1 protein-coding gene is annotated in these 424 nt (G+C 60.8%); it reads right to left on the bottom strand.

Annotation, left to right across the window (positions count from 1 at the left end; all coding sequences use genetic code 11):
- Nucleotides 1–57 precede the first annotated feature (57 nt).
- Nucleotides 58–424 (bottom strand): hypothetical protein (locus IM725_RS20120; protein ID WP_227753995.1); only part of this gene is annotated, 367 nt, incomplete at its 5' end.

Here is a 424-nt window from a genome sequence, read left to right as displayed (position 1 = left end):
GCGCAATTGGGGGTCGTACAGGGCAGGCGCAGTGCCGACGCGGGCAATGCCTGTGCGTCAAAAGCACAGGTCGGCATGCTGGTGGTGAGGGGTATCGGCACGGGGACGATACTCGGTGGCAAACACCACCAGCCCCAAGGTCGCGTTGGCGCCTGCCTGGTCCTGTAGCGCTTCAAGGGTAGGCAGGGCAACACCATAGACGTAGTTGAGCAGTGTCTCGAGTTCTGCCGCAGTGGCAAAGTCGGTCAGTGCATCACCATTGGCGGCATACAGCACATTGGGCGAGGCCAAGGCGTGGTAGAGCAAACTGCGTGCAGGGTTGCCGGCTTCGATGGCCTGTGTGCCCTGCAACGAAAAGTCTTCAAAGCCTTTAACCGAACGGTCAACCGCCAACGCCTTGCTCAATTCTTCAGCCAGCGGGCGG

Origin of the sequence: Ramlibacter aquaticus, from assembly GCF_015159745.1 — a bacterium.
Classification (GTDB): domain Bacteria; phylum Pseudomonadota; class Gammaproteobacteria; order Burkholderiales; family Burkholderiaceae_C; genus Ramlibacter; species Ramlibacter aquaticus.
Note: the sequence above shows the minus strand (reverse complement) of the source record. Positions and strands in the feature narration are given on the sequence as shown.